We start from the raw sequence: 24934 nt of genomic DNA on the forward strand, positions 1-24934 counted from the left end.
CGTGGCGACAATCCCCTCTTGTCAATCCCTGCCTAAGCAGTAATATTTCGAAATATATCCCTGCCTAGACAGCTATTAGTCTTGCCATGAATCACTACGACGTCGCGGATTTTCCCTTCAAGGGCTCCATCGGCCACCTCCTGGGGGCCAGCGCGCTCCTCAAGGACCGCCTGCTGGACAAGCACCTGGCACACCTGGACATCACCGCGGCCCAGTTCAAGGTGCTGTTCTTCATCGGCCACGACCGCGCCAACACTCCGGCCGAGCTGTGCCGCGAACTGTCCATCGACAGCGGCTCGATGACGCGGATGCTCGATCGCCTGGCGCGCAAGGACCTGCTGGTCCGCCAGCCCTGCCAGAACGATCGGCGCAGCGTACGCCTGCACCTCAGCGCGGCCGGCCAGGCAGTGCACGCCCAGTCCCCACAGATCGCCGCGGCGGCGATGAACGAGTTGGTCGGCAGTCTTTCCCGCGAAGAACTGCACACCCTGACCAGCCTGCTCGACAAGATCCTGCATGCCCACGGCGTGCTACCCATCGATCCGGCGCAGGAGAACAGAACATGACGCCCTTGCGCATCGCCCGCCTACCGGCCTGCATGCTGGGCGCGGCGCTGAGCCTTGCGGGCTGCGTCAGCTCCTCGGGCTTGCTGCCCAGCGGCCAGGCCACCGACCCCGCCAGCCTGAAAGCCGGTACTACCCTCAATGGCACAACCCTGTCCCCCGCCTCCTGGCCCAGCCAGCGCTGGTGGACCAGCTTGGGCGATCCGCAACTGGACCACCTGATCGACGAAGCCCTGCGCGGTACGCCGGACCTGGACATCGCCAGCGCCCGCGCGCGCCAGGCCATCGCCGCCGCCCAGGCGCAGGACGCCGACCGCCTGCCCAGCGTGAAGGGCACCGCCAGCTACGCCGGCATCCGCGCCCCCGAAAGCGTGCTTCCCGCCCCGATGGGGGGGCGTTATTCGGCAGTGAAGTACCTGTCGCTGAGCTTCAGCTATGACCTGGACCTCTGGGGCGGTAAGCGCGCCGCCTGGGAAGCGGCCCTGGGCCAGGCCAACGCCGCCGAAGTCGACCGCCAGGCCGCGTCGATCACCCTTTCCACCAACGTCGCCCGCGCCTACAGCAACCTGGCCCATGCCTTTGTCGTCCGCGACCTGGCCCGTGACGAGTTGGAGCGCTCGCAGCACCTCTACCAGCTCAGCCAGAAACGCATGGACGCTGGCCTGGATAGCAAGGTCCAGCTGCAGCAGACGCAGACCCAGGTCGCCAGCGCGAAGCAACAACTGGCGGCTGCGGAACAGGAAATCGCCAGCGATCGCATCGCCCTGGCCGTGCTGCTGGGCCAGGGCCCGGACCGCGGGCAGAGCCTGCAGCGCCCGCAGGTACTAAAGCCTGGCGCTCTGGCACTGCCCTCGAACCTGCCTGCCGAACTGCTCGGGCGCCGCCCGGACATCGTCGCAGCACGCTGGCGCGTCGAGGCGAGCGCCAAGGACATCCAGTCGGCCAAGACCGAGTTCTATCCGAACCTCAACCTGGGGGCGATGGTCGGCCTGGCCGCGATGCACACCGAGGACGTACTGAAGGCGCCGAGCCGCTTCTTCCAGATCGCCCCGGCGATTTCCCTGCCGATCTTCGACGGCGGCCGCCTGCGCGCAAACCTCGCCGGGAAAGACGCCGACTACGACCTGGCCGTCGCCCAGTACAACAAGACCCTGGTCAACGCCCTCGGCGAAGTCACCGACGACCTCGGCCGGCTGCGCTCGCTGGAGCAGCAGATCAACGACCAGCGCGAAGCACGGGATATCGCCAAGTCCAACTTCGACCTGGCCATGCGCCGCTACGGCGAAGGGGTCGGCAACTACCTCGACGCCCTCAGCGTGCAGCAGCAGCTGCTGGTCGCCGAGCGCCAACTGGCCAACCTCGACGCCGAGCGCATCGACCTCTCGGTCCAGCTCGTCCAGGCCCTGGGCGGCGGCTACCAGCCCGATACCACCTCCACTCCCGCCCCGCTCGCCCAGGCGAATGCGGCCGCCGCGCATTGAACGAGGCACCCGACATGAGCACCCCCACTCAAGAAATCCCGAACGGCAATCCCAAGCGCAAGCGCTGGCTGCTGATCCTGCTCGCCGTCGTCGTACTGGCCGGCCTCGCCAGCGTGGCCTGGCAGATCATTTACGGCCGCTGGCACGAAGACACCGAAGACGCCTACGTGAACGGCAACGTCGTACAGATCACCCCGCAGATCACCGGCACCGTGGTCAGCATCGGCGCCGATGACGGCGACCTGGTGCAGAAGGGCCAGGTACTGGTGAAGTTCGACCCGAGCGACGCCGACATCGCCCTGCAGCAGGCCGAAGCCAACCTCGCGCGCACCGTGCGCCAAGTTCGCGGCCTGTTCAGCAACGTCGACGGCTACAAGGCCGACGTGGCGGCGAAGAAGGTCGCCCTGGCCAAGGCCGAAGCGGACTTCAAGCGCCGGCAGAATCTCGCCAACGACGGCGCCATTTCCCAGGAGGAGCTGGCCCACGCCCGCGACGCCCTGGACACCGCGCGCAGCTCGCTGACCAGCGCCGAACAACAGCTGGACACCAACCGCGCGCTGATCGACGACACCGTCATCGCCTCCCATCCGGACGTCAAGGCTGCCGCCGCCAAGCTGCGCCAGGCCTACCTGGACGACGCTCGCGCAGTGATCATCGCGCCGGTCACCGGCTACGTCGCCAAGCGCACCGTGCAGGTCGGCCAGCGCGTGCAGCCGGGCGCCGCGCTGATGGCGGTGATTCCCCTGGACCAGGTGTGGATCGACGCCAACTTCAAGGAAACCCAGCTCAAGCACATGCGCATCGGCCAACCGGTGGAAATTCGCTCCGACCTCTATGGCAGCGAAGTGAAGTACTCCGGCACCGTCGACAGCCTCGGCGTCGGCACCGGCAGCGCCTTCTCCCTGCTGCCGGCGCAGAACGCCACCGGCAACTGGATCAAGATCGTCCAGCGCGTACCCGTGCGCATCCGCATCAGCCCGGACGAGCTGGCCAAGCACCCACTGCGCATCGGCCTGTCGATGAGCGTCAACGTCAACCTGCACGACCAGAGCGGCCCAGCCCTGGCCCAGCAGTCACCGCGCGAAGCGCTGTTCTCCACTGACGTCTATCAGCAGCAGCTGGCCTCCGCCGACCAACTGATCGAACAGCTGATCCACGCCAACCTGGCCGACGCCACCCACCGCACCGCGCAGCGCTGATGCCCCCGACACCATGAGCCAGAACAGCAGCTTCTCCCCGCCCAGCCTGGTGATGGCCACCATCGGCCTGTCGCTGGCGACCTTCATGCAGGTGCTGGACACCACGATCGCCAACGTGGCGCTGCCGACCATCTCCGGCAACCTGGGCGTCAGCTCCGAACAGGGCACCTGGGTGATCACCTCCTTCGCGGTGAGCAACGCCATCGCCCTGCCGCTGACCGGTTGGCTCAGCCGGAAAGTCGGGGAGGTACGGCTGTTCATCGCCGCCACCCTGCTCTTCGTGATCGCCTCCTTCCTTTGCGGCGTTGCACAGCAGATGGGCATGCTGGTGGGCTTTCGCGCCCTGCAGGGCTTCGTCGCCGGGCCGCTCTACCCGATCACCCAGACCCTGCTGATCTCCATCTACCCTCCCGCCAAACGCGGGATGGCACTGGCGCTACTGGCCATGGTGACGGTGGTCGCGCCCATCGCCGGACCGATCCTCGGCGGCTGGATCACCGACAGCTACAGCTGGCCGTGGATCTTCTTCATCAACGTGCCCATCGGCCTGTTCGCCGCCATGGTGGTTTACCAGCAGCTACGCGAGCGACCGGTAGTGATCAAGCACGCACCAATGGACTACATGGGGCTGGCGATGCTGGTGCTGGGCGTCGGCGCCCTGCAGATCGTGCTCGACAAGGGCAATGATCTGGACTGGTTCGAGTCCAACTTCATCATCGGCGGCACGGTGGTCGCAGTGATCGCCCTGGCCGTGTTCGTGATCTGGGAACTGACCGACCGCCACCCGATCGTCAATCTGCGACTATTCGTGCACCGCAACTTCACCGTCGGAACCCTGGCCCTGGTCGGCGGCTACGCCGGCTTCTTCGGCATGGGGCTGCTGCTGCCGTTGTGGCTGCAGACGCAGATGGGCTACACCGCCACCTGGGCGGGCCTGGCGGCGGCGCCGATCGGCGTCCTGCCGATCTTCCTGTCACCGATCGTCGGACGCTACGCACAGAGCTTCGACCTGCGCGTGGTCGCCGGCCTGGCCTTCCTGACGATGGCCGGGACCTGCTTCATGCGCGCCAACTTCACCACCGAAGTCGATTACACCCACGTCGCCTTGGTGCAGATGTTTATGGGCTTCGGCGTGGCGTTCTTCTTCATGCCGATCCTCAGCATCCTGCTCTCGGACCTGCCGCCGGAGCAGATCGCCGACGGCTCGGGCCTGGCCACCTTCCTGCGCACCCTGGCCGGCAGCTTCGCCGCCTCCCTGACCACCTGGCTGTGGAACCGCCGCGCCACCATGCACCACGCCTACCTGACCGAAAACCTCAGCCCATACGATCCGGCTACCCAAGCGACCGTCGATCAGCTCGGCGGCCCCGGCCAACACAGCGCTTCGCTGCTGGAGCGCATGGTGGAGAGCCAGGCCTACATGATGTCGACCATCGACTACTTCACCCTGCTCGGCTGGCTGTTCCTCGCCATGCTGGTAGTCATCTGCCTGGCCAAGCCCCCCTTCGGCGCCAAACCCGGCGCGGCTACCGCGGGCGGACACTGACCTGGGACTGCATCACACTGCAAAATCAGTGGTTTACACCCCTGCCCGCGCCGCTATAATGGCGGCCCTCCTTGCCGGTATAGCTCAGCTGGTAGAGCAACTGACTTGTAATCAGTAGGTCCCGGGTTCGATTCCTGGTGCCGGCACCATTTCCTGAAGCCTCGTCCGTCGACGAGGCTTTTTTCTTGGCAAAGGAACCTCCCGAGGCAGCTAGTGTCGTAGTTTTCTATTTCTGCCCGCGTTGCTCTGTCGGTTTACTCCTTCGCCTTGATGAATATAATCGCCAGCAATCTCAAGTCTTCAGTAGAGTCTTGCGCTCCCAGTGCAGGTTGTCCGCCGCAGACTGAAGGTTCATATGACTTCAGGACGACTACGCCAGGGGGGGCACGTTGACCTACAAACCTCAACCAGCGCCGTGCCCAGCAAGGAAGCAGGAGCAAGGCCAGCACGTTGCCATCCTGATGTCGACTTTCAACGGCGAGTCGTTCCTTCAGGAGCAGCTTGACTCACTGTATCAGCAGACCCATACAAACTGGACTATCCATGCATCGGACGATGGCTCCAGTGATGGCACACTCGACGTTCTCCGACAGAATCGGCAGCAGATCGGTGCTGAACGGCTGAGCGTACGTCTAGGTCCGGCTAGAGGATTCTCAGAAAACTTCCTGTCGCTGCTCCGCGCCGACGACATCGGTGCACAGTACTTCGCCTTTTGCGATCAGGACGACATCTGGGCCCCGCGAAAGCTGGAGTACGCGCTAAAGTGGCTGTCATCCGCTCCTGAAGCGACTCCCGCGCTATATTGCTCTCGCACTCGCTTGGTGGATGAGAGCAGCAATCCTATTGGATTCTCTCCGCTGTTTCGACGCCCTCCCTCCTTCAGCAATGCGCTGGTTCAGAGCATCGCGGGCGGGAACACCATGGTGATGAATGAAGCAGCCAGAAAACTACTAGGCAGAACCCCCCCGCATACAACCATCATCTCTCATGACTGGTGGGCATACCTGTTGGTCACCGGCTGCGGTGGCGCCGTCTTTTACGAGAGCACTCCTCAAGTAGACTATCGCCAGCATGGCCAGAACCTGATGGGTTCCAACACTCGCCTACGAGATCGACTCGCGCGACTGAACAAGATGTTCGACGGCACTTTCAAAGCCTGGAACAGCGCAAACATTGAAGCGCTGGCGTCGTTCGAGAACGAACTGACTCCATCCAGCCGGGCCAGCCTGCTAACGTTCCGCAATGCGAGAGGGGCCTGCTTGAGCTCGCGACTGGCCGGGTTCCGACGAGCCGGCGTCCACCGCCAATCCGCGATTGAGAATGTCGGTCTGACTGCCGCCATGTTGATCAATCGCGTATGAAGGCCATGCATCAGTACAGCCCCCCCCTATCCAAGAAATTCTATAAGGCAGGCTGTACGCACGTAGCGTCGCCACTTTCCTTTTCCTTGGACCGAATCGCCCACCGGCGAACTCGTCTCCAGACCACAGCGTGAGATCTGAATATTATGCAACTGATTCCCACCATTCTGTGCGGCGGAGCAGGCTCCAGGTTGTGGCCCGTATCCCGTGAGCAACACCCAAAGCCATTCATCAAGCTGGCCGACGGCCTCAGCCTGCTACAAAAGGCCTTCACACGCGCAAGTGTCCTTCCTGATGTTGCAGAGATTCTGACCGTCACCAACAGAGAACTGCTGTTCAAGACGAAGGATGAATACGCCGCGCAAAATCAGGGGGCGCTGAAAACCTCGTTCATTCTCGAGCCCTTCGGTCGCAATACCGCAGGTGCTATTGCATTAGCCGCTCAATTCGTTCTAGACACCTATGGCGACGACGCCCAGCTGCTCGTGCTACCCGCCGACCATCTGATCCTCGACGAAGCAGCATTTACCTCTGCAGTCGGCAAGGCCATGGAACTAGCTGCCAAAGGGCAAATCGTAACGTTCGGCATCACACCCGAAAGCGCGGAAACCGGATACGGCTACATCCAGGCGACAGGCCACAAAGTTGACCGATTCATTGAGAAACCCAACAAGGCCAAAGCCGAGGAGTACCTGACGGCCGGGAACTACTACTGGAACTCTGGCATGTTCTGCTTTGCCGCAAAGACCATGCTGCAAGAGCTCTTGAAACACTCTCCAGAGATTTTACGGTCCGCCAATCTCTGCTTGGATAGCGCTGTTCGCACCGAGGGCAATAACTATCGGCAGATCGAGCTCGACCAAGAGAAATTCCAAGGGATGCCAGAAGACTCGATCGACTACGCGATCATAGAAAAGTCCGATCAGGTTTCTGTTGTTCCCTGCACCATTGGCTGGCGCGACATTGGTTCGTGGAGCGCAATGGGCGACTTGGTTTCCTCCGACGACAATGGCAATCGCGTCGAAGGCGAAGCGCTTCTGCACGACACCAAGGACTGTTACATCCGTAGCTCCAATCGACTAATCGGAGCGGTTGGCGTTCAGAACCTGATCATCATTGACACCAGTGACGCACTGCTGATCGCTGAGCGCGACCACGCGCAATCCGTCAAGGAAATATACAACCGACTGAAAAACAGCGGCCACGATGCACACAAGCTGCACAGCAGCGTTGCCCGCCCCTGGGGCACCTACACAGTTCTGGAACAGGGCTCCCACTTCAAAATCAAACGTATCGTCGTGAAGCCGCAAGCCAGCTTGAGCCTACAAATGCACCACCACCGCAGCGAACACTGGATCGTTGTTAGCGGGATGGCGAAAGTGGTGAACGGTGACAAAGAGTTCCTAGTAAATACCAATGAGTCCACCTTTATTCCTGCCGGCCATAAACATCGGCTGGAAAACCCTGGGCTGATTGACTTGGTGATGATCGAAGTCCAAAGCGGGGAGTACTTAGGAGAGGATGACATTGTTCGTTTCGAAGATATTTACGGCCGAGCCTAGAACATCGGTCACTGAGCAAGGGAAACGAGATGTCAGAACGACTCAAGATCAAGCTCAAGCGCTTCCTGCTTCGACGCTCCAGCTATTACGTGCTCGCAGCTGCCAAGTATTACATTGCCAACAACTGGATAGCGCGCTGTCCGAACGAGCGACTGCGCAACGCATATTACCGCCGAGTCCTCGGGATCAGCATAGGTAGCGATACACATCTGAGCATGCGTTTATTCTTTACCGGATACCACAGTCGGTGCCAGGTCAGTATTGGCGACAACTGCGTCATCAATCGCGAGATATATATCGACGGCCGGACAGGGGTAGAAATCGGAAACAACGTTAACGTTTCCTTTCAGGTGTGCCTCCTCAGCCTGCATCACGATCATAACGCCCCCGACTTTTCAGCCATTGGCGCCCCTGTAATCATCAAGGACCATGCCTGGATCGGAGCACGAGCCACGCTGCTGCCCGGAGTCACCGTAGGAGAGGGTGCGGTCGTAGCCGCGGGAGCAGTGGTGACCAGATCGGTCCCCGATTACACAGTGGTAGGCGGAGTACCAGCCAAAGTCATTGGCGAGCGCAATCGTAACCTGACTTACAAGACAAAGTTCTCGCCCTATTTTGACACCGATATTTTTAATGAGTCACATGAATAAGATCACCAAGAAAAACCTTCTTATCTTCACGCTGTCTCCGCCGCTGCCGGCAAACTCTGGTGCGCCGATTTATGTCACCAACACTCTCCTTCCGCTGGCCAACAAGTACAATCTGCACCTGTACACCATCGGTGGAGAGGCGGAAGTAGCCCACATCCGGAAGCACAAGGAGGAATACGATCGCTATTTCTCCAGCGTGCACGTCGAACCCCGCGCCCAGATGCCGTCGGAGAAGAAGACGCTAGGGCGAATCCTGCATACTTTGGAGCACATTCTCCATGGTCTGCCGTTCATGGATGCCAGCTACTACAGCAGAGCAGCCGTGAGGAATGCACGACGCATAGTCAAAGAACGAAAGATTGACGCCATGGAGATCCACTCCAGCCACTTGGCGTTCTTCAAGAAATTCCTGCCCAAGACGCCGGCTCTCCTAGTGAGCCACAATATCGAATCCGATATCTTCCCATTCTGGATACCTCAACATCTTGCCGGGTGGAAGAAGTCCGCCATTGAGTTCGCGGCGAAGATCAGCAGGCAGAACGCTCACCAGGTTGAATGCGATAACAAGTGGAACTTCGAGGCCATGACCTTCATTTCGATGAATGACATGAGCCGAGTGACCGCTCCAGTCGAAAAGCACTACATCCCGCTCTGCCTCCCGGTAAAAGATATCGATTACAACGAGAAGCCGGAAAGTCCCATCAACCTGCTCTGGATGGGTGGTTTCTGGTGGTACCCCAACGCAGAGGGCGCCCTGTGGTTCGTCCGAGAAATCCTGCCACTCATGCGCCACAGACTTGCCGAGCACAATATCCAGATTCACTTCCTGGGCGCAGCTCCGCCAGATGAGCTCAAGGCGGCAGATGACGGCAAGCATGTGCTGGTCCACGGCTTTGTCGAATCACTAAGCGATGTATTAGCACAGACTCACCTGCTGTTCGTGCCTCTGCTTTCAGGCGGTGGCGTACGAGTGAAGATCCTTGAGGCCATGAGCAACGGCATACCAGTCATCAGCACCAGCAAAGGCTGCGAAGGGCTTGGAGCATCCGACGGCAAGGACATCATCATTCGCGACACTCCCGAGGCGTTTGCCCAAAGCCTGATCGAGCTGGCCATGGACCCGGAGCTCAGGAATCGCCTATCGATAGCATGCAGGGAACTCCTGGATAATAAATACAATCTGCAACAATGCATCACTGTCAAAGATATCTTGTACAAGAAGCTTACAGCCTCGACATGATGCATAAAATCTTCAAGGCACAGGCATTATGATTAGGACATTGATTTTCGGAATCCAGAGTTTCCGAAAGAATCATGAACTGATATGGCAACTTTCTAGACGAGAGATCAGCCTACGTTACAGTGGTTCTTTTCTCGGAATAATCTGGTCATTTATTAACCCGCTTGCCATGTTGATGGTCTACAGCTTTGTCTTCGGCACTGTATTCAAGGCACGCTGGGGCGTAGTCGCCACGGACAGCCATAACTACACCGTCCTCTTGTTTGTTGGGATGCTGTGCCATGGCCTCTTCGCCGAATGTTTGAGCAAGTCTGCAACATTGATTGTTGGAAACAGCAATTATGTCAAGAAAGTCATATTTCCGCTGGACATTCTGCCATGGACTGTCATTGGCGCAGCCCTTTTCCATTTCTTCACCGGATTGATTGTACTGAGCGGCCTCCAACTGGCCCTGACCAAGGAGCTGAGTTGGACGATGATTTACCTTCCACTCATCCTGATTCCATTCATTTTATTCCTGGCAGGACTTTCGTGGCTGGTTTCCGCTCTCGGCGTATATTTCCGGGATATAAGCCAACTAGTAGGAATGCTTACCGCGATCATGATGTTCCTGTCGCCGGTTTTCTACTCTATTGACTCGATCCCTGAAAAATTCAGACCTTACATGCTCGCAAATCCCCTGACCCTGGTCATCGAGCAAGCACGACAGGTTCTCATCTATGGCTCCGCGCCATCCCCTGATGCGCTGTTGAACATCAGCGCCATTGGCCTGCTCAGCGCCTTGTTGGGGCTGTGGTTCTTCAACAAGACTCGCCGGGGGTTCAGCGATGTCCTCTAAGACGCTGATCGACGTTCAGAACCTCTCCAAGTGCTTCCATATATACGACAGTCCTGCACACCGCTTCCTGCAGTTCATAGTCCCTCGATTGCAGCGTCTCCTCGGAGCAAAGCCACGTAGCTACGCCCACGATTTCTGGGCGCTCAAGGACGTTTCCTTCCAGATCCATCGAGGAGAAACTGTTGGCATCATCGGGCGTAACGGCTCCGGGAAGTCCACGCTTCTTCAGATTATCTGCGGAACGCTGAATGCAACCAGCGGCATGTCCGTCACCAATGGACGAATTGCCGCCCTGCTCGAACTCGGTGCGGGGTTCAACCCCGAATTCACGGGCCGGGACAACGTATTTCTGGCAGGAAGCATTGCCGGAATATCTCAAGATGAGATGCGGAAACGATTCTCCGATATCGAAGCTTTCGCCGATATTGGTGAGTTCATCGACCAACCGGTCAAGACCTACTCTTCTGGAATGTTCGTACGACTCGCCTTCTCAACGGCGATCCATACGTCCCCAGAACTGCTCGTCGTCGACGAAGCACTGGCCGTCGGCGACACCGCCTTCCAGACAAAATGCCTGACCCGGATTCGCGAACTGCAAAAGGCCGGCACAACGATATTGCTCGTCACGCACTCCACCAATACCTTGATCGAGTATTGTGATCGCGCCATTTACCTCAAGCGCGGCGTTCTGATCGAAGACGGCCCGTGTCGCGAGGTTGTAAAACATTATGCCAACGACCTGGTCGAGGAAGAAGGCGGGATTGCCGTTTCCGCCCCTCCCACAGAGCCTGTATCCGACGCTTCGGAAACCACTATCCAGCAGGAGCAACCGGAAACCGTCGCGCGGCTGAGCATCCTCAATGTCGCAATTACGGACATGGCGGGAAATCAGCGCAGCGTTTTCTCATATAACGAAGAATTTCTTGTTCGGGTAGACATCCGGAATACATCTTCCATTCAGTCCCCCTGTTTCGGAATGCAAATAAAGAGCACTGACGATATCGTGCTCTGGAGCGCAACCACTCAGCAGTTGGGCTTTAGCTCCGATTATCTCGAGATTGGCGTCCATCAGTTGGTGTGGCGTTGTAAAGCGAGCTTTTCTGGTAATCGTTATGTTCTGGCAATTGGTGCCGGCGATATCGAGAGTGGAGAGTACAAACGACACGCAAGGCTCGCCTATGCAGGGCATATAGACATATTGCCGCAAGAGCACGGCGGATCTGGCTGGTTGGCGCCTTGTCCAGTTGTGACCATTTCGCAAGCTCGAGCGCAAGGGTGATTCAGATGACTGGTAAATCCAAAATTGTTCTGTGTGGCTGGTATGGTGCCAGCAATATTGGAGATGAGTTGCTGCTCGGCGCCATTGTTGACTGGATTAAAGAGCTGGGCGGCCAACCTACCATCATAAGCCTGAACCCCGCGCATACCGAGCAAATCTACGGCGTACCGGCCGTGGACTTTCACAATCTAGGAGAGATCGGGCGGGCACTGGCCGATAGCGATCTATTCCTTATGGGGGGAGGCGGAATCTTCCAGGATCACCACCCTTTCAATGCTTGTGCGCTCTACGCCCCCTTGATGTCGGATATCGCTCAGTACGCACGCCCGTTCTACATGGCCCAGCAGTTCGGGCTCAAGACGATGATCCTGGCGCACGGCGTTGGGCCACTGCGAAGCCAGCAGGCTCGGGCCATCGCACGGGACGTGTTCTCCAAAGCCGATGTCGTCACCATTCGCGATGAGCAAAGCACGGAGCTGCTGAGAAGCATTGGCGTCACTCGCCCCATCGTCACGGCTCCCGACCCGGGCTGGCACGCTGCAAACCAAGTCATACACAAGCTTGCCCCCGAGGTGAGCGCCTCCCGTCATGACTCGAAGAAGACGCTGGGTCTGATTATCCGGGAGTGGCCTAAGGAGGAAGGCTGGAGTGACAAGCTGGTCATTGCGATCAATGCGCAACTGCCCGAGAACTGGAGATGTGTCTGGCTTGCCTTCCAGCACTCGCTGGATGAACAACGCGCAGCTTCGGATCGCCCGTACCTGGAGCAACTTTCCGATGCCCTCGCGGATCACATTGAAGACCAGATCGTTGACTGCATTGAAGTAGAAGCGATGACGGCCGAACTGGCCCGGTGCGACGCCCTGGTTTCGATGCGTCTGCACGGCAGTATTCTCGCTATTGCCCTGGGCAAACCCTGCGTCTTCCTCGAGTACGACGACAAGATGGTCAAGGCGCATGAAATGGCGGGGGTGCCGGAGAAGCTGCGCATGGGGCTCAGCGCTCCACTTGAGAGTTACAAGGAACTGATCAGAACCGCAACGCAGCCGAACGGACAACCCCCAGCGTGGATCATTGCCCCCAGTACCCACGAAGCGCTTCAGCAGGCGACGCTTGCGCACCGGGACGAACTGGCCGGCCTGCTGGAAAGCCTGAGCGTCGAAGAACGAGGAGGGCGCTGGGGAAGTGACAAGGGCTTCGATTGGCTGAGCGCCTGGCTGCAGGATCTCATCTGGCAGAACAGAGAAATCCAGCGTGCCAGTGATCGTGCTCATGCACTGCTGCGCTACAAGGAGTCACTGCTTCACCAACAGACAGCCCAGGCAGAGAGTCTGGAGAAAATCTCTCAGGAGCTGTCCCTGCAGTTCGACGATCTTCAACAAGAAGCCCAACAGCTCCATGACTCCATCGAGGAGAGGTCTCTCGAGGTCAAGCACCTCCAGGACGCCATCCAGGAGCGGATCCTCGAAGCCAAGCATCTACATGATCGCATTGAGGGGAAAACCCTCGAAACACTACAACTCCAGGAAACTATCAACAGCATCAAGGCAGAAAATGACAGCAAGACTGCCTATATCCTGGAAAAAGAAATGCATGTTGCCATGCTAGAACAGTTCATTCAGCAAAAAAGCAAATCCCTAGGAAGCAAGATGGCAGGAGCATTGAGAGTGCTAAATCCGAAAATCCAGCGTGCAATTTATCTCCTGCAGAATGGCGGCCCTAGCGCTCTACTCTCTGCCCTGAAAAGACGCCGTCAAATGCAGGCAGCACTCAATGAAGAGCCTATCGCATCGATTCCGGCGTACCCGGACAATCTCCCGGATGCCTACTTCAATGCATCGGCGCAGCTTCGCAATGAAGAAATCGTCATCTTTGCCAATCATGGATTCTCCGCTTTCGGAGAACAGCACCGTGGCGCTCAACTAGCGCGAACCGCTCTATCTGCCGGGCATCGCGTCATCTACATTGCCCCAACTCCCGAGCACGAACCCCGCCATGTCGCCGGGATGTTGAATCTTGCACTTTCCGAGATAACCAGAAGCGACCTGTTCAAGAAGCTTTCTGAGCACTCGATCATTATCTACCTGAACGGCAGCGCAGATGTCATTCCCTTCGCAAAGTATGCCAAGGATCGAGGACTGATTACCGTTCTCGACACATCACACTACGAACTGTCTTTCAATGGCCTTGCTGATTCTGTAGACCAGCAACTTGCAGAGCTTTCGGACCGGATATGCATCACCCTTCCGGAGACTGCCAGTCACTTCGATAGCTCTCTATCGAATAAAGTCATGAGCCTCCCACAAGCCGCAAGCCATACCTATTTCGACATTTATAAGCAATATCAGAAGCCTTCTGAGTGGCAAATTGAAAGTCGCGAGAAGGGGCTTCTTCTTGTGACCGATGGCGCCGATAGTTGGGTCGACTGGAGCTATATGAAGCGCTGTGCGGAGCAAAATGACCACATGGCGTTCTACGTCCTGGGGACAGAGCCTGTTCCAGAGATGCCACACAACGTTGGATTCCTCCCGGCTCACTGCCTGGAACGGGCCAATTGTTTCGTGGCTCACGCAGACTTCATCTTGGCCCCTGTAAAAGACTCCGTCGAGTCTACAGGGCACGCAATGGCGAGCATCCTGTCCGGACTTTTTCTCAACAAGCCCGTCATATGCTCGAAAGAAGTGAACCTGATCGAATCTCAGAACGTGTTGCACTACCCCGCGCCGGCACCGCTGGATCTCAGCGGCGCTAGTGCCTCGACGCAGAAGAACAATGACCTGCTCGTAGCTGGAAACTCCTGGCTCAGCCGTCTGGAACAATTGATTCCAGAAAGACCGCGCCATGACGTCAGCGTAGTAATCTTGATCCACAATAACGCTAAGATCATCGGTCGTTGCCTGCAGACACTGTTGCAACACTGCTCCGCTTATATCAGCGAGGTCATCGTTGTCGACAATGCCAGCAGCGACGACGGAGCGGCCATCGTCGAACGGGACTTCCCCAGCGTAAAACTGGTACGAAACCCCGAAAACGGATGTTCTTCCGGCCGAAACCTAGGCGTCGAGCATGCCAACGGTAAGTACATTGCATTCTTCGACAGTGATCAGTGGTTTACCGGCTCATCCGGCTTCGCCGAAGCACTGGCCATCCTTGAAGCGAACGCAAACGTGGGCGTTATCGGCTGGAACGCCGGATGGTTCGATGCAACTCGCACTGATCTCGGAGGAATGATCGCCGACTACTGCCCCAACCGTGCAATGAATGCACAGGCAATCCGTGACGGCTATCGCTCCGATATCGGCTTCCTGGGGACGAGTGGTTTCTTCATGCGCCGGGCTACCTTTGATGCCATCGATGGGTTCGATACCTTCTACGACCCCACCTGCTTTGAGGATACTGATCTGTGCTTCCAGATCCGGGCGCTCGATATGGAAGTGTCGTTCAGGGATCTTTCAGGCATCCGCCATCAGCCACACCAGACGACTGGCGCAGATAGCGGTAGCGACCGTTATAAAAAACTTTTCCTACGCAACTCGAATTACTTCAAAGAAAAGTGGCATGCGCATCCGGAGTATTTCCTCGACTATACCCCGTGACCGCCATGTGAAGTCAGCCTGTCACTCCGGTGACTGGCTTCGAGCAATCCTCACAGAGTACTGAAGGCGCTACTTTTTTCTCATGAAAACGCTCTCGAAGAAAATTATCTGCATCGTAGGCACGCGCCCGGAGGCCATAAAAATGGCTCCGGTCATACTGGCACTGCGCGAGCGGCCCTGGGCAGAAGTCAAAGTTCTGGTCACGGCACAGCATCGAGGCATGCTTGACCAGATACTTCGAGAGTTCTCGATCGTCCCGGATTTCGACCTGAATGTGATGCAGCCAAATCAGTCGCTGAGCGCGCTGACTGGCAGGCTGCTGATTGATCTGGAAAAGGTACTGAAGGCTGAAATGCCGGATGTCGTACTGGCTCAAGGTGATACAACAACTGTGTTGGCCGCCGCAATGACCTGCTTTTATGCAGGCATTGCCTTTGGCCATGTAGAAGCAGGCTTGCGCACGGGGAATATGCACAATCCGTTCCCAGAGGAGTTCAACCGAGTTGTTGTTGGGAGACTCGCGAAGTGGCACTTCACCCCGACCCCTCTCTCCGCGCAAAACCTGCTTGCGGAAGGAACTCCCGAGCCCCAGATACACATCACTGGCAATACAGTCATCGATGCACTGCAATACATTGCGGCGAAAGACTCCCTACCCCCCGAAGAACATGAGCGAAAGGTCATCCTGGTGACAGCGCATAGAAGAGAGAACTTCGGCGAGGCCTTTCGCAACATATGCACTGCCATTCGTACGCTCGCAATACGCAACCCCAATATCGATGTCATTTTCCCTGTACACCCGAATCCAAACGTCAAAGCCACGGCCCACGAACTGCTTTCTGGCATTCAGAACATAAACCTTATCGAGCCACTGGGGTATAGAGAGTTCATCCACACGATGAACAGGTGCCACTTGATACTCAGTGATTCGGGTGGTGTTCAGGAGGAAGCGCCTGCACTAGGAAAACCAGTCCTTGTGCTCCGGAATTCTACCGAACGGCCGGAAGCGGTAGAAGCTGGCTGTGTTCGCTTGGTTGGGAGCAATACTGAGAATATTGTCAGGGAAACTGAGCTGCTACTCAACGACAGTCTAGCGTATCGGGAAATGGCGAAAGGCACTTCTCCCTATGGCGATGGAAATGCCGCCTCTAGAATAATTGGTATTCTGCAGGAGCATTTCTCTTGAATCGCCTGGTTTATTTGTCTCCGGTTCCATGGAACAGCTTTGCGCAACGCCCCCATAAATTCGTGGAGTGGTTTCATGCAGCTACCCACGGCGAAGTGCTTTGGATCGACCCCTATCCAACCCGTTTCCCGAATCTGTCGGACTTCAGGAAACTATCCAACAAGTCGCATACCCCGCTGCCCCCCCGAACAGAGAAGTGGCTTAAGGTTTTGCCGGTTCGCTCACTCCCGATAGAGCCCATACCCGGCTCGGGGCTGGTCAACACTTTTCTGTGGCGAGACTTGCTCCGCGAGATCGATGAGTTCAGCAAGACCAGGGAAACATTACTGGTAGCAGGAAAACCATCAGAACTGGCCATATACCTGCTGACGCATGGTACTTTTTCCAGCACGGCCTATGATGCGATGGATGACTTCCCAGCCTTCTATTCGGGCATCTCGAAGTGGGCAATGCAGCATCGAGAGTCAGTTGTGGCCGAGAAGGTACAACACATCCTTGCATCCTCGACCGCCTTGCTGGAGCGTTTTTCCAATGCAGGAAGCGCAAAACTATGTATGAACGCCTGCGCTCTCGAGACACTTCCATCAGTTATTGATCTCCCAGATCGACCACATCAAAGAATCCTTGGCTATGTTGGAACTATCGGACCTTGGTTTGATTGGACAATGATCCATAAAATTGCCAAATGCAATAAAGTCAAAATAAAGTTAATTGGCCCCATGTTCAGCCCGCCCCAAGGAACTCTACCGCAAAACGTAGAGATCCATCCTCAATGCACTCATACTGAAGCTATTGCCGCAATACAGGGATTCGACATAGGGCTCATTCCCTTCAAGCAGACAGAACTCACTGACTCCGTGGACCCGATAAAATATTACGAATACCGAGCATTGGGTCTTCCGGTATTATCATCTCATTTCGGAGAGATGCGAAACCATGCCCACAAAGCAGGGGTTTTCATTCTCAGAGAAAACGATGACGCAATAAATGTTTCAAGCACAGTAGACTCTGCGCTGGACTATGTCAGCAGCACCAAAGAAATCATATCTTTCCGCAAGGAAAACTCTTGGTCCTCTCGATTCAATAATACCCATCTAATCTAGGCTCTGGGCGTTCGATGCAGGATCGAATCGAGGCTTGTGAAAGCGTAGCGCGCCTTCCTATGGCAAACCATATGAAACGGGGAAAGATTCTAGCAGGCTCCCTGAAAAACCCCTCTTAATGTTGTTCCGCCAAGAATTAAGCATCAGAACAGCCTACAAGAGATTTTTCTGGAGTTGGTAGATGGCCTTCACCGAAGCCAAGTATTCCGGCAAGCGCAAGCAAACCCGCAAGGAGTTGCTCTTGATCGAGATGGATCAGGTGGTACCGTGGAAGGTTCTGGTTACCCTGATCGAGTCGCATTACCCGAAGTGTGAAGCGGTCGTCCGGCGTATCCGCTGATGGCGATGCTACTAATGCTGAATTGATCCGGCTACAGCATCCGGCAACGAAGGAAGCGCTGTATAAGACCACTATACTACGCCAATTTGCCGCGAGGATTAGCCAAGAATGCCGTGCAAATGGTGGCGCCGTTCACCTTGTCGAATCTTTGGATGGCCCGCCGACAAATAGAGAGGTGCACCTGCAACGTGGGAATAGCCGCCGCGAGGTGATCGCAGCGGCTAATAGCGCCGAAATGAGCGGCTGGTCTGATCGTTTTTGATAGACTATCCACTTTCAAAATCGGCGAAAGCGAAGTCGATCAGCAATATCCGGCTACTTCAGACCTTCCTTGGGAAAATTCACTGCCATTCATTTCATGATTCTTCCAGCAACCTGTCAAAGAACCTACCCAGGATGAAATTAGGCATGAGGGGTTTTACAGAAGCCCCTTCTTTGGTCTTCTATATTTTTCCCGCCGAATGATAACAAATAAACTCCTCATAAACGGCACTACAAACAAGATCTGATTTATTCGATTCTTCAGATGAAGTCCATTCTATGCCGGCGCGACTAAAGAAAGACTCCAAATGAAATTTTTTCATATCCCACACCAGAACTCCGGTCGGAGATCTTTTGGATAATTCAATAATTGATCCAATAACTTGATCTTTTACCCCATCAGCGTATCTACTCATGGAATTATAGATCAGCATCGAGTTCAGGATAAGCAACATAGCAAGAGCGCTCGATATTATCCTCCTCCCATTATCAAACATTAGAATTAGCAAAAACAAGGCAAATGTATGAAGTTGCGGATTGAACCTTGCCCACCATGACTCGGGATTTACGATCGAAATGGCAAGCAGAGTCAATGTAACCCAGCAGAGATCCCTCTTGCCCTTACCACCTAAAGCAAAAACCATCCCTATAAGCAAAACCCCACTAAAAAGAGGCCCCCAGCCTGCGGCCCGAACATCTATCGCCTTAAATGCATCAATCTCACCAGGGTATATCGCAAATGGTATTTTTGCTGGAGGTAATGCTGTTGGCGCCCACGGACCATGATCCGAAGATTCAGAAAAAACACTTAAAACCAACCTTGTCCAGCGATCAAGAGAGTAAAACTCTATTCGCGTTTGCCCACTAATCAGATCATCAATCTTCTCCGCCCCAAGTGCCGGGTGAAAGATATGACGGCCATCAATAATATTATTTAAATATGGATTAACAACTAGAATCAGCGCAAATAATGAAACCATCAAACATAAACCCAGCGTCCTGCCAGCCATGTTTTTATATGAATACACAAGTGAGGCAGTGTTTTTCTCAAGAAATACCTGGAAAAGGCACCAGATTATGAAAGAAAGAAATATCACGCCCGAAAATACAAAGCCTGTAAACTTGAGTGTTGAAGCCCCCGCAATCCCTACAAGCACCAGAGGAAGCCCCTTATTAAAATCCGAGCTTATTAATTTATAAAGACCAAAAATTGATATAATCAGAAAGCCGCCAAGAGCGCCATCAACGTAGTTTGAGTAAACTTGACTAACTGCAATCGGATTCAGAGCAAGAGCTATACTAAAAATCATACGCGCAACTAGGGAGAACGGGATAACTGACAACCCGATCAAGAAAGTCGCAGCAATTATTAATGTATTCAAAGATTTTGAATACACAATATCGCCAGTCAACTCGGTAATGCCAGCCCCATAAAACCACGACAACTTCGGATAGTAACTGGTAAGATGCGAGTACTTCCCCGGAATATAGTTATTTATTAACGAGAACTCCCCCTTTATTAAATTAAGCATCGCATCTTGATGATAAGTAATTCCATCGTAATAAATATCTAATGCAGATTTTTGAAGAAAAATTGACCCGATTATTAGCACAAGCGCGGATGAAATCGATAAGATCGAGGCCCGAATGAAAAATCCCGCACCGATCGTTAGGATCAAAGCAATTATTGGAGAGTATTGTGCCAAAGAAGCCAGGCTGACTTTTGTTATCAAGAAAGAAAATGCTGTTGATAGTAAAAAAACAACCACCAACAACCCCGTCTCGTAACAGTACTCATGAGAATCGGCCGATTTGCTAAGCATATTAATCTTCATGACGGACACTTTAAGACTCATTTAAACTCTCAGGCGAAATTTTCAGACCATCAAAGATCGCACAGGACAAACATTAAATTATGCCATAATAAATAGCTATTTTCTCGCGAACACACCAGAAACCTTCCAGTTTCAATCGCGCCCAAAACCTACTTTGCTACGCTCTCTAAAAAGGCCAGATTCGCCCTCCTATCCTTGAGGTAAGCCGTCACAGGGAAATCGGTTGGCCCCGGCATTACCTGTACCACCTTGACTCCGGCACCCACAAAACTGCACAGAGAGCCATGGGCGTAGCGAGTAACCAGCCCTTGACCACACCGTAAACGCACCTGGATTTGCGATGGCGATTGCCAGCTGAGCCGATAAGGACAATGGCGCCATGGATAGTTTTTGTCGTCTGTTTGGCGAGAGCCTTAGCATAGAGCATCGGCGTTCACCATTGACCTCAAGCGCTTCACAACATGCCTGAGGTCATCTTAACAGTCGACTTGCTCGGATAGTGAGCCGTAGCCTCATCAACAACAGTATATCCGTCGACATACATCGAGGACGGATGCTTATGCCTTCTTCAATTTATTGACCAGCCCAGAGTTGTTCGAACGTGTAGAGGCAATGTTGCTACCCCATCGGGAGCGCCTGTTCCCGCCCACGGAGATGCGGTCCATGTTTATGGCACAGGCATTGAGCACTGATCGCTCCTGTCAAAAGGTAGTCAATGACATGGCCGTCATGCAATTGTTTGGCGGTTTGAGGCCGTGTAGCACGCACTGGTGGTTACTATCGCCTTCGTCAGCGGCTATTCAGCCAAGGCGGGCAGTGGATGGGACGGCCTGTTCGGCCGGTGGATGGCACGACGGTGTCAATGCCGGATACGGCAGCCAATCAAGCGGCCTATCCGCATTTGCTCGAACGGAGACACAACGGCATGGTCATCCCCAAAGGGTTAAGTGCCATTCGTCCCCATCCATTGTCCACCAATACCCTGTCGGAGTCCGCGAACGGTAGGTGGTAAGTGGCTCTATGCCAATGCTACCGGGTTACCGGAGCAGCACTTGCCGAGAATTCCTCGTGGCTTGGTATAGTCATCAACAGCAAGGCTCAAAGGTGATCCCCTCCCCCTCCAGACTTGGCTATCACTGCCATGAGAAGTATCCTGACACTCTCAAGCTTCGGCCTTTAGCTCGCCCGCCATCGACGGAGACTCAACTGAACGTCTCGCTACTGGGGCGATGTGACTCAGGAAAAACCTCCACCCCAAGCACCACCGACCAGCGAGATCAGCGTATCCACGAGTTCGTCAAAGCTCACTCCTCGTGCTATTGCACCGAATGCTCAGGCTGATTAATCCATCGGATGAACACCGACAGACGCGTTTGGGCATCCTAGGATTAGTTATCGCAACGGTCATTCAGAGGCTGTGACACCATGACGATTCTAGTTACCGGCAGTGCCGGCTTCATCGGCTCAAACTTCGTACTGGACTGGTTCGCCGGGCATGACGAACCAGTCGTCAGCCTGGACAAGTTGACCTACGCCGGCAATCGGGCGAACCTGGGCAGCCTTGATGGCGACGAACGACACACTTTCGTGCATGGTGACATCGGTGACAGCCCATTGGTTGCCGGGCTCCTGAAGCAGCATCAACCCCGGGCGGTACTGAACTTCGCAGCCGAATCCCATGTAGATCGGTCCATTCTCGGTCCCGAAGACTTTATCCAAACCAACGTGGTCGGAACTTTTCACCTACTTGAGGCTGTCCGCGCTTACTGGTGCACTCTGGACACCCCACACAAGGTCGAATTCCGCTTCCTGCACGTCTCCACTGACGAAGTCTATGGCTCGCTGGCACCTGACGCGCCTGCCTTTACCGAGAACAATCCTTATCAGCCCAACAGCCCGTACTCGGCGTCCAAGGCCGCATCCGATCACCTGGTCCGAGCCTATCACCACACCTACGGGCTACCAGTTCTGACCACTAACTGCTCGAATAACTATGGCCCCTATCACTTCCCGGAAAAACTGATCCCGCTGGTCATCCGCAATGCACTGGCCGGCGAAGCTCTGCCTATCTATGGGGATGGACAGCAGATTCGCGATTGGCTGTACGTCAAGGACCACTGCAGCGCCATTCGCCGCGTGCTGGAAGCCGGGAATGTTGGAGAAACCTATAATGTCGGCGGCTGGAACGAGAAAGCCAACCTGGAAGTGGTGCATCACATCTGCGATACCCTCGATCAAGAGGCACCCCGCAGCGACGGCCATAGTTATCGGGAGCAGATCAACTTCGTCAAAGATCGTCCCGGCCATGACCGCCGCTATGCCATCGATGCGACCCGACTGGAACGTGAGCTGGGCTGGAAGCCCGCGGAAACTTTCGAGACAGGCATTGCCAAGACCGTCCGCTGGTATCTGGACAACCAGGGATGGGTCGAGAACGTGGTTAGTGGGGCCTACCGGGAATGGCTGAGCAGACAGTACTCATGAGCAATATCCTGCTTCTCGGCGCCAACGGCCAAGTTGGCTGGGAGTTGCAACGGTCCCTAGCGCCCTTGGGCAGACTGATCATCTGTGATCGCAAGCGTGGTGATCTGGAAGACCTAGCAGGCCTACGCGCTCTGGTAAGCACCGAGCGACCCTCGATCATCGTGAACGCGGCCGCCTATACGGCTGTCGACAAGGCGGAAGCCGACGTCGACCGGGCGCGCCGAGTGAATGCCGAGGCCGTGGGACTGCTGGCAGAACTCGCCGCCGGGCTTGAAGCATGGTTTGTGCACTACTCCTCTGACTATGTGTTCGACGGCAGCGGAGAGCTCCCATTTTCCGAGGATTCGCCCACGGGACCATTGAATATCTACGGTCGAACCAAACTGGATGGCGAGCAAGCCATCCTGCACAGTGGATGCCGTCACCTGATATTCCGTACGAGCTGGGTCTACGCCGCACGCGGAGCGAACTTCGCCAAGACCATTCTACGTCTGGCGACAGATCGCGACGAGTTGCGAGTCATTGCGGACCAGATTGGAGCCCCGACCAGTGCCGAGCTGATTGCCGACATTACTGCCCAGGTACTCGCCCAGCTACGCCATCGTCCTGATGCCCAATCACTTTCCGGCATCTACCACTTGGCCGCTCAAGGTGCGACCAGCTGGCACGGCTATGCCCGTTTCGTCATCGAGCAAGCGACTCGCCTAGGACTGCCACTACGTACCTCTCCAGAACGGGTGCTACCGATCCACACTCAAGAGTACCCGCTGCCGGCGCCTCGCCCACTCAATTCCCGACTCGATACCCGCAAACTGCAGGCAGCCTTCGACTTGACCTTGCCTGCCTGGGAAACTCACGTTAAGCGGATGCTGGTCGAGCTGACAGGAGAAAAACTCGCATGAAGCGCAAAGGCATCATCCTTGCTGGTGGCGCAGGAACACGATTACACCCGGCCACGCTTTCCGTGTCCAAGCAGTTGCTGCCGGTGTACGACAAACCGATGATCTATTACCCGCTGAGCACACTGATGCTGGCGGGCATCCGCGACATTTTGATCATCTCTACGCTTCAGGACACTCCGCGCTTTGAGCAACTGCTCGGCGACGGCAACCAATGGGGCCTGAACCTGCAGTATGCCGTGCAACCCTCGCCGGACGGCCTGGCCCAGGCGCTCCTGATCGGCAAGGAGTTCATCGGTAACGACCTTTGCGCTCTGGTGCTGGGCGATAACATCTACCACGGCCACCACCTGCAGGAGCTCCTGGCCAGCGCCATGCAGCAGAAAAGCGGCGCCACCGTCTTTGCATACCACGTGCATGACCCCGAACGGTACGGCGTTGTGGAGTTCGACGCAGGCGGTAAGGCCATCAGTCTGGAAGAAAAACCCACGCAGCCAAAATCCAGCTATGCCGTGACAGGGCTGTATTTCTACGACCAGCGTGTCGTCGAAATCGCCAAGAGCCTCCGCCCTTCCGCGCGCGGCGAGTTGGAGATCACCGACGTCAATCGCCACTATCTAGAGCAGGGCGAACTGTCGGTAGAAATCATGGGCCGCGGCTACGCCTGGCTGGACACCGGCACCCATGAGTCGCTGCTAGATGCCAGCCAATTCATCGCCACCCTGGAGAACCGGCAGGGACTCAAGGTAGCGTGCCCCGAGGAGATTGCCTTCCGCCAGGGCTGGATCAGTCCCGAAGACCTACAACGCCTGGCTATACCGCTGTCCAAAAGCGGCTACGGTCTGTATCTCCAACACCTTTTGACGCAAACGGTCTACTGATGAAAGTCACCCCACTGGCCATCCCGGATGTTCTAGTGATCGAACCTCAAGTCTTCGGCGACAGCCGCGGCTTCTTCCTCGAAAGCTACAACCGGCAGAAGTTCGAACAGGCGATTGCTCGCGAGGTCGATTTCGTCCAGGACAACCACTCCCGCTCATCCCGAGGCGTGCTACGCGGGCTGCACTACCAGATCCGCCAGCCCCAGGGAAAACTGGTTCGCGTCGTCCGGGGCGAGGTATTCGACGTCGCCGTGGACCTCCGCCGCAGCTCATCAACTTTCGGTCAGTGGGTCGGTCAGCTCCTCAGCGAAGAGAACAAATTGCAGATGTGGATTCCCGAGGGTTTCGCCCACGGCTTCCTGGTGCTCAGCGAAAGCGCCGAGTTCCTCTACAAGACCACGAACTTCTGGGCGCCGGCGCATGAGCGTTGTATCGCATGGGACGATCCGGATTTGGCCATCGAGTGGCCCCTTGACAGGGAACCTGCACTGTCCTGGAAGGATCGCGAAGGCTGTCGGCTGGCGGACGCCGAGCTCTTCGACTGAAAGTCCCTGAGACGTAGCCCCATAGCTACCCGAGCGCCTGCCCCATCATCCGAAGGTCACTGCCCCACTAAGGACAGATCGGTGT

General features: G+C 56.0%; 18 protein-coding genes, 1 tRNA gene and 2 pseudogenes. 20 read left to right on the forward strand and 1 reads right to left on the reverse strand.

Annotated elements, in window-relative coordinates:
* The first annotated feature begins 86 nt into the window (after nucleotides 1–86).
* From SD196_RS25440 to SD196_RS25510, 15 genes and pseudogenes are all read left to right on the forward strand, one after another.
* A complete protein-coding gene (locus tag SD196_RS25440; protein WP_416310805.1) occupies nucleotides 87–566 on the forward strand; it encodes a MarR family winged helix-turn-helix transcriptional regulator in 480 nt (159 codons plus the stop codon).
* A complete protein-coding gene (locus SD196_RS25445; RefSeq protein WP_416310806.1) occupies nucleotides 563–2044 on the forward strand; it encodes an efflux transporter outer membrane subunit in 1482 nt (493 codons plus the stop codon). The genes SD196_RS25440 and SD196_RS25445 overlap by 4 nt, the downstream gene beginning before the upstream one ends.
* A gap of 14 nt (nucleotides 2045–2058) precedes the next feature.
* Complete coding sequence (locus SD196_RS25450; RefSeq protein ID WP_331319682.1) at nucleotides 2059–3243, forward strand: efflux RND transporter periplasmic adaptor subunit; 1185 nt, start codon at nucleotides 2059–2061, stop codon at nucleotides 3241–3243.
* A gap of 13 nt (nucleotides 3244–3256) precedes the next feature.
* Complete coding sequence (locus tag SD196_RS25455) at nucleotides 3257–4789, forward strand: DHA2 family efflux MFS transporter permease subunit (protein WP_416310807.1); 1533 nt, start codon at nucleotides 3257–3259, stop codon at nucleotides 4787–4789.
* Nucleotides 4790–4862: 73 nt separating this feature from the next.
* A tRNA-Thr gene (locus SD196_RS25460) sits at nucleotides 4863–4938 on the forward strand.
* Between the two features lie 240 nt (nucleotides 4939–5178).
* Complete coding sequence (locus tag SD196_RS25465; RefSeq protein ID WP_343578039.1) at nucleotides 5179–6150, forward strand: glycosyltransferase family 2 protein; 972 nt, start codon at nucleotides 5179–5181, stop codon at nucleotides 6148–6150.
* A gap of 146 nt (nucleotides 6151–6296) precedes the next feature.
* A complete protein-coding gene (locus SD196_RS25470) occupies nucleotides 6297–7712 on the forward strand; it encodes a mannose-1-phosphate guanylyltransferase/mannose-6-phosphate isomerase (RefSeq protein WP_416310808.1) in 1416 nt (471 codons plus the stop codon).
* 29 nt (nucleotides 7713–7741) lie between these two features.
* Nucleotides 7742–8362 (forward strand): acyltransferase, encoded by a 621-nt coding sequence (locus SD196_RS25475; RefSeq protein ID WP_343578040.1) that lies wholly within the window; start codon nucleotides 7742–7744, stop codon nucleotides 8360–8362.
* Nucleotides 8355–9602, forward strand: a complete 1248-nt coding sequence (locus SD196_RS25480; RefSeq protein ID WP_343578041.1) for a glycosyltransferase — start codon at nucleotides 8355–8357, stop codon at nucleotides 9600–9602. Before SD196_RS25475 ends, SD196_RS25480 begins: the two co-directional genes overlap by 8 nt.
* A gap of 28 nt (nucleotides 9603–9630) precedes the next feature.
* On the forward strand, nucleotides 9631–10440 hold the full coding sequence (locus tag SD196_RS25485) for an ABC transporter permease (protein WP_343578042.1): 810 nt from the start codon (nucleotides 9631–9633) through the stop codon (nucleotides 10438–10440).
* Nucleotides 10430–11719 carry an ABC transporter ATP-binding protein gene (locus SD196_RS25490; RefSeq protein WP_343578043.1) on the forward strand — a complete coding sequence of 430 codons (1290 nt, stop codon included), beginning with the start codon at nucleotides 10430–10432 and terminating at the stop codon, nucleotides 11717–11719. Before SD196_RS25485 ends, SD196_RS25490 begins: the two co-directional genes overlap by 11 nt.
* A 5-nt stretch (nucleotides 11720–11724) precedes the next feature.
* Complete coding sequence (locus tag SD196_RS25495; protein WP_416310809.1) at nucleotides 11725–15315, forward strand: polysaccharide pyruvyl transferase family protein; 3591 nt, start codon at nucleotides 11725–11727, stop codon at nucleotides 15313–15315.
* Nucleotides 15316–15397: 82 nt separating this feature from the next.
* Entirely contained in the window at nucleotides 15398–16501 is a 1104-nt protein-coding gene (wecB, locus tag SD196_RS25500; protein ID WP_416310810.1) for a non-hydrolyzing UDP-N-acetylglucosamine 2-epimerase, read from the forward strand.
* Nucleotides 16498–17604, forward strand: coding sequence for a glycosyl transferase (locus SD196_RS25505; RefSeq protein WP_416310811.1), 1107 nt, complete (start codon nucleotides 16498–16500; stop codon nucleotides 17602–17604). The genes wecB and SD196_RS25505 overlap by 4 nt, the downstream gene beginning before the upstream one ends.
* A 181-nt stretch (nucleotides 17605–17785) precedes the next feature.
* Nucleotides 17786–18035 (forward strand): annotated as a pseudogene (locus SD196_RS25510) (IS5/IS1182 family transposase); the annotation flags it as partial.
* A gap of 352 nt (nucleotides 18036–18387) precedes the next feature.
* On the opposite strand, the gene SD196_RS25515 reads toward SD196_RS25510, so the two are convergent.
* Nucleotides 18388–20049 (reverse strand): hypothetical protein, encoded by a 1662-nt coding sequence (locus SD196_RS25515; RefSeq protein ID WP_416310812.1) that lies wholly within the window; start codon nucleotides 20047–20049, stop codon nucleotides 18388–18390.
* Nucleotides 20050–20568: 519 nt separating this feature from the next.
* Between SD196_RS25515 and SD196_RS25520 the strand changes: the two are divergent.
* The 5 genes and pseudogenes from SD196_RS25520 to rfbC form a co-directional block, all read left to right on the forward strand.
* Nucleotides 20569–20938 (forward strand): annotated as a pseudogene (locus tag SD196_RS25520) (IS4 family transposase); the annotation flags it as partial.
* 527 nt (nucleotides 20939–21465) lie between these two features.
* On the forward strand, nucleotides 21466–22524 hold the full coding sequence (gene rfbB, locus SD196_RS25525; RefSeq protein ID WP_416310813.1) for a dTDP-glucose 4,6-dehydratase: 1059 nt from the start codon (nucleotides 21466–21468) through the stop codon (nucleotides 22522–22524).
* On the forward strand, nucleotides 22521–23426 hold the full coding sequence (gene rfbD / locus SD196_RS25530; protein WP_343578051.1) for a dTDP-4-dehydrorhamnose reductase: 906 nt from the start codon (nucleotides 22521–22523) through the stop codon (nucleotides 23424–23426). The genes rfbB and rfbD overlap by 4 nt, the downstream gene beginning before the upstream one ends.
* Nucleotides 23423–24304, forward strand: coding sequence for a glucose-1-phosphate thymidylyltransferase RfbA (gene rfbA, locus SD196_RS25535; protein WP_416310814.1), 882 nt, complete (start codon nucleotides 23423–23425; stop codon nucleotides 24302–24304). The genes rfbD and rfbA overlap by 4 nt, the downstream gene beginning before the upstream one ends.
* Nucleotides 24304–24849 (forward strand): dTDP-4-dehydrorhamnose 3,5-epimerase, encoded by a 546-nt coding sequence (gene rfbC / locus SD196_RS25540; protein WP_343578053.1) that lies wholly within the window; start codon nucleotides 24304–24306, stop codon nucleotides 24847–24849. The genes rfbA and rfbC overlap by 1 nt, the downstream gene beginning before the upstream one ends.
* Nucleotides 24850–24934: the final 85 nt, after the last annotated feature.

This window comes from Pseudomonas macauensis (assembly GCF_047902425.1).
Classification (GTDB): Bacteria; Pseudomonadota; Gammaproteobacteria; order Pseudomonadales; family Pseudomonadaceae; genus Pseudomonas.

Excerpts from the sequence above, each read along its gene's own strand:
- SD196_RS25440 (WP_416310805.1), top strand. The coding sequence starts at position 87 with ATGAATCACTACGACGTCGCGGATTTTCCCTTCAAGGGCTCCATCGGC.
- SD196_RS25445 (WP_416310806.1), top strand. The coding sequence starts at position 563 with ATGACGCCCTTGCGCATCGCCCGCCTACCGGCCTGCATGCTGGGCGCG.
- SD196_RS25450 (WP_331319682.1), top strand. The coding sequence starts at position 2,059 with ATGAGCACCCCCACTCAAGAAATCCCGAACGGCAATCCCAAGCGCAAG.
- SD196_RS25455 (WP_416310807.1), top strand. The coding sequence starts at position 3,257 with ATGAGCCAGAACAGCAGCTTCTCCCCGCCCAGCCTGGTGATGGCCACC.
- SD196_RS25470 (WP_416310808.1), top strand. The coding sequence starts at position 6,297 with ATGCAACTGATTCCCACCATTCTGTGCGGCGGAGCAGGCTCCAGGTTG.
- SD196_RS25475 (WP_343578040.1), top strand. The coding sequence starts at position 7,742 with ATGTCAGAACGACTCAAGATCAAGCTCAAGCGCTTCCTGCTTCGACGC.
- SD196_RS25480 (WP_343578041.1), top strand. The coding sequence starts at position 8,355 with ATGAATAAGATCACCAAGAAAAACCTTCTTATCTTCACGCTGTCTCCG.
- SD196_RS25485 (WP_343578042.1), top strand. The coding sequence starts at position 9,631 with ATGATTAGGACATTGATTTTCGGAATCCAGAGTTTCCGAAAGAATCAT.
- SD196_RS25490 (WP_343578043.1), top strand. The coding sequence starts at position 10,430 with ATGTCCTCTAAGACGCTGATCGACGTTCAGAACCTCTCCAAGTGCTTC.
- SD196_RS25495 (WP_416310809.1), top strand. The coding sequence starts at position 11,725 with ATGACTGGTAAATCCAAAATTGTTCTGTGTGGCTGGTATGGTGCCAGC.
- wecB (WP_416310810.1), top strand. The coding sequence starts at position 15,398 with ATGAAAACGCTCTCGAAGAAAATTATCTGCATCGTAGGCACGCGCCCG.
- rfbB (WP_416310813.1), top strand. The coding sequence starts at position 21,466 with ATGACGATTCTAGTTACCGGCAGTGCCGGCTTCATCGGCTCAAACTTC.
- rfbD (WP_343578051.1), top strand. The coding sequence starts at position 22,521 with ATGAGCAATATCCTGCTTCTCGGCGCCAACGGCCAAGTTGGCTGGGAG.
- rfbA (WP_416310814.1), top strand. The coding sequence starts at position 23,423 with ATGAAGCGCAAAGGCATCATCCTTGCTGGTGGCGCAGGAACACGATTA.
- rfbC (WP_343578053.1), top strand. The coding sequence starts at position 24,304 with ATGAAAGTCACCCCACTGGCCATCCCGGATGTTCTAGTGATCGAACCT.